General features: G+C 56.9%; 4 protein-coding genes. 3 read left to right on the forward strand and 1 reads right to left on the reverse strand.

Features of this window, described 5'->3' with window-relative positions; translation table 11 throughout:
- Positions 1-40: 40 nt before the first annotated feature.
- Entirely contained in the window at positions 41-1,087 is a 1,047-nt protein-coding gene (gene pyrC / locus ACRESD_RS15795; RefSeq protein WP_431751776.1) for a dihydroorotase, read from the reverse strand.
- A 156-nt stretch (positions 1,088-1,243) separates the two neighbouring features.
- Here pyrC and ACRESD_RS15800 point away from each other — a divergent pair, with 156 nt between their 5' ends.
- The 3 genes from ACRESD_RS15800 to ACRESD_RS15810 all read left to right on the forward strand — a co-directional run.
- Positions 1,244-2,152, forward strand: a complete 909-nt coding sequence (locus ACRESD_RS15800; RefSeq protein ID WP_431751777.1) for a flagellar protein MotY — start codon at positions 1,244-1,246, stop codon at positions 2,150-2,152.
- Between the two features lie 130 nt (positions 2,153-2,282).
- Positions 2,283-3,500 carry an argininosuccinate synthase gene (locus tag ACRESD_RS15805; RefSeq protein WP_123714792.1) on the forward strand — a complete coding sequence of 406 codons (1,218 nt, stop codon included), beginning with the start codon at positions 2,283-2,285 and terminating at the stop codon, positions 3,498-3,500.
- A 622-nt stretch (positions 3,501-4,122) separates the two neighbouring features.
- Positions 4,123-4,357, forward strand: a 235-nt coding sequence (locus ACRESD_RS15810) for a response regulator (RefSeq protein WP_431751778.1), incomplete at its 3' end; no start/stop codon positions are given.

The following is a 4,357-nucleotide window of genomic DNA, read 5'->3' on the forward strand; positions in this document are numbered from 1 at the left end:
CCACCACTGTGCTCGTGTTCGTCGTCGAAATGGTCTTCACTCACTTGTTTTCCTCCAGCAGGCGCCAGCGCAGTGTTTCACCGGCGCGCAGCGGGATGACAGTCAGCTCGCCAAACGGCAGGCTGGCAGGGGCGGTCCAGTCTTCACGAACCAGGGTAATGCGGTCGGTATTCGTCGGCAGGCCGTAGAAACGCGGGCCATTGAGGCTGGCGAAACCTTCGAGCTTGTCCAGGGCGTTACGCTGGTCGAACGCCTCGGCGTACAACTCGATCGCCGCATAAGCGGTGTAGCAGCCGGCACAGCCGCAGGCAGCTTCCTTCGCGTGTTGGGCGTGGGGCGCGGAGTCGGTGCCGAGGAAGAACTTCGGATTGCCGCTGGTCGCCGCATCCAGCAAGGCCACTTGGTGGGTGTTGCGCTTGAGGATCGGCAGGCAATAGAAGTGCGGCCGAATCCCGCCCACCAGCATGTGGTTGCGGTTATAGAGCAGGTGATGCGCGGTGATGGTCGCGCCGACGTTGGCCGAAGCCTCGGTGACGAACTGCACGGCATCGGCCGTGGTGATGTGTTCGAACACCACCTTGAGGGTCGGGAACAACTCGACCACCCGGCGCATGTGTTCGTCGATGAAGATCTTCTCGCGATCGAAGACGTCGACATCACCCCGGGTGACTTCACCGTGGATCAGCAACGGCATGCCGACTTCGGCCATGGCTTCGATGGCTGGCAGGATCTTGTCGATACTGGTCACGCCGGAATCGGAGTTGGTAGTCGCACCTGCCGGGTACAGCTTGGCGGCGTGCACGAAACCGCTGGCTTTGGCCTGGCGAATCTCGTCAGGTTGGGTGCGGTCGGTGAGGTAGAGCACCATCAGCGGTTCAAAGCGGCTGCCGGCCGGCCGTGCAGCGAGGATGCGCTGGCGATAGGCGTCGGCTTCGGCGGCATTGCGGACCGGCGGTACCAGGTTAGGCATGATGATGGCGCGGCCGAACGTGCGCGCGACATCGGCCACAGTTTGGGGTAACGCAGCACCATCGCGAAGATGAATGTGCCAGTCGTCGGGACGCAGCAGGGTCAGGCGGTCGGACATTGGGGATTCCAGGCGGGTCAATCTGGTGGGAATGCTACCGGAAAAGACTCTTGCAGGCACTCGCTATCAAGTTTTACAGGACGCGACCGATATCCCTGGGTATGCCTTAACGATGTATGACGCTTTGAAGTGTTGTAGAAACCAGTGGAGCCTCCCGTGCGCCAGCATTATCTAGCCCTGCTCAGTGTGTTCGCCAGCCTGCCTGCGATGGCCCTCACGTTCCAGACACGTCTGGAGAATATTGAGTGGAAGGTGGAGGGCGATCAATTCGAGTGCCGTCTGACCCAGCCGATTACCGATTTTGGTTCGGGTGAGTTTGTGCGCCGGGCGGGCGAGCAAGCGACGTTTCGTCTGAAAGCCTACAACGGCTCTCTGGGCGCAGGCTCGGCGACCTTGTTGGCCGCTGCCGCCCCTTGGCAGCCAGGCCGGGGCGATATCAATCTCGGTGCCGTGCGAGCGGGCAGTGGTGACGTGCTGTTCAACAGCTCCCAGGCCCAGGCCGGTCGCCTGTTCAATGGTTTACTGGAAGGGCGCAGCCCGACCGTGCGGCATTATGGGCGTGAAGGCGGCTACTCGGAAATTCGCCTGCTGCCAGTCAAGTTCAACAAGGCCTTCAATGACTATCAGCTGTGTACTACCAAGCTGCTGCCGATGAATTACGATCAGGTAAAGCAGACCGAAGTCGGGTTCCCCGGCGGCGGTATTGAGTTGGACACGGCGGCGAAGAAGAAGCTGGACGTGATTCTTGCCTTCATGAAGGCCGACCCCACGGTCAACCACATCGAATTGAACGGCCATTCCGACAACAGTGGCAATCGCCTGACCAACCGTGACGTCTCGCGCCGCCGCGCGCTGGCGGTGACGGACTACTTCAAGGCTAACGGCATCCCCGAATCGCAGATCACCATGCGTTTCCATGGTGAAAGCTACCCACTGGCCCCCAACACCAATGCTGCCAATCGGGCGCGCAACCGACGTGTGAATATTCAGCTTGAACGTGTGGCTGTACCCGAGAAACCGGCACCTTCGGCCACAGGCCCAAGCAACCCTGCGCATACCTCTTGAAGGTGCGACCATCGGTCGCTCGCTCGACATAATCTGTCGCTTTATCTTCATTTGCTGTCGCGCCTCTGTAAATTCACGGTTTTGGTCGGTAGAATCGACGCCTTTCCGTACAACCCCGTGGAGTGATGGCATGGCCGACGTAAACAAGGTCGTTCTCGCGTATTCCGGCGGCCTGGACACTTCGGTGATCCTCAAGTGGCTGCAGGATACTTATAACTGTGAAGTGGTGACCTTCACCGCTGACCTGGGTCAGGGCGAAGAGGTCGAACCTGCACGCGCCAAGGCGCAAGCCATGGGCGTGAAAGAGATCTACATTGACGACCTGCGCGAAGAGTTCGTCCGCGATTTCGTCTTCCCGATGTTTCGCGCCAACACCGTCTACGAAGGCGAGTACCTGCTGGGTACTTCCATCGCACGTCCGCTGATCGCCAAGCGTCTGATTGAAATCGCCAATGAAACTGGCGCCGACGCCATTTCCCATGGTGCTACCGGCAAGGGCAACGACCAAGTGCGTTTCGAGCTGGGCGCCTACGCGCTCAAGCCTGGCGTGAAAGTGATTGCCCCTTGGCGTGAGTGGGACCTGCTGTCCCGTGAAAAGCTGATGGATTACGCTGAGAAGCACGCGATCCCGATCGAGCGTCATGGCAAGAAGAAGTCCCCGTACTCGATGGACGCCAACCTGCTGCATATTTCCTATGAAGGCGGCGTGCTGGAAGACACCTGGACCGAGCACGAAGAAGACATGTGGCGCTGGACCGTCTCCCCGGAGAACGCACCCGACAAGCCACAATACCTGGAACTGACCTACCGCAACGGCGACATCGTCGCGCTGGATGGTGTCGAAATGACTCCGGCCACCGTACTGGCGACCCTGAACCGTATCGGTGGCGAGCACGGTATCGGTCGCCTCGACATCGTCGAGAACCGTTACGTGGGTATGAAGTCCCGTGGCTGCTACGAAACCCCAGGCGGCACCATCATGCTGCGCGCCCACCGCGCCATCGAGTCCATCACCTTGGATCGCGAAGTGGCGCACCTCAAAGATGAGCTGATGCCCAAGTACGCCAGCCTGATCTACACCGGCTACTGGTGGAGCCCTGAGCGTCTGATGCTGCAACAGATGATCGACGCCTCCCAGGCCCACGTGAACGGTGTTGTGCGTCTGAAGCTGTACAAGGGCAACGTGATCGTCACCGGTCGCAAGTCCGATGAGTCGCTGTTCGACGCGAACATCGCCACCTTCGAAGAAGATGGCGGCGCGTACAATCAGGCGGACGCAGCAGGTTTTATCAAGTTGAATGCACTGCGCATGCGTATTGCGGCGAACAAAGGTCGCTCATTGTTCTGAGTAATTCGCCCGATGTGAAGAGTGGCCCCTTATTCAAGGGGCCATTTTTTTTGTCTGGACATTTTGAATGAGGGCGGAATGTTTAAATTGATTAAACATATGTTGATGCTTCTGTAGCGGACAATTACTTATTTTAATCTCGGTAAAGTCGTGAATGATTTTTGTAGGAGGAATGAATTTTTACACCTGACTCGGAACTAGTCTTACAGAAAGTTCACTCATAAAAGCGTGGCGGAGGTATTTACGCTGAAACGTCTGTAGGAATTTTGGGTGTGAGGAAATATGTTAAATGGAACTATATCAGCCGAATTTTTTATGCCGGCCTTCCCTTGTGCAGGCGAGAGACAAGGGGTATTTCCTGAACGGGATGTGCGCTACGTTTACCGTACCCCCTGTACTTGCTGGAGATTTCACTCAAAATATGTTCAGGCCGGGAAAGGTCTGAAAGGTTTCATAAAACTGGATGCACCAAAGTTTGCGGTTTTTTGTAGGTTAATTCTTATATCGCTGTGGGTTGGGTCTCTGCTTGCCGTTGTTCGGGGGGGAATGCTATGCCAACTAGGAAACGACTAGGCTATTGTGCTTGCTCTAAATAATTCGAACAGCGAAATTGGACTTTCTCATGAATAAAGTGCTGATCGTGGATGATCATCCCGTCATTCGTCTTGCTGTGCGCATGCTGATGGAACGTCATGGTTATGAGGTCGTTGCCGAGACTGATAACGGTGTCGATGCATTGCAACTTGCACGGGAACATACCCCGGACATCGTCATACTGGATATCGGAATTCCCAAGCTCGATGGGCTGGAAGTTATTTGTCGGCTGGCTTCAACCAAGCAACCGGCACCGTTCAAGG

The sequence above is a fragment of the Pseudomonas sp. genome (assembly GCF_050739995.1).
Classification (GTDB): Bacteria; Pseudomonadota; Gammaproteobacteria; order Pseudomonadales; family Pseudomonadaceae; genus Aquipseudomonas.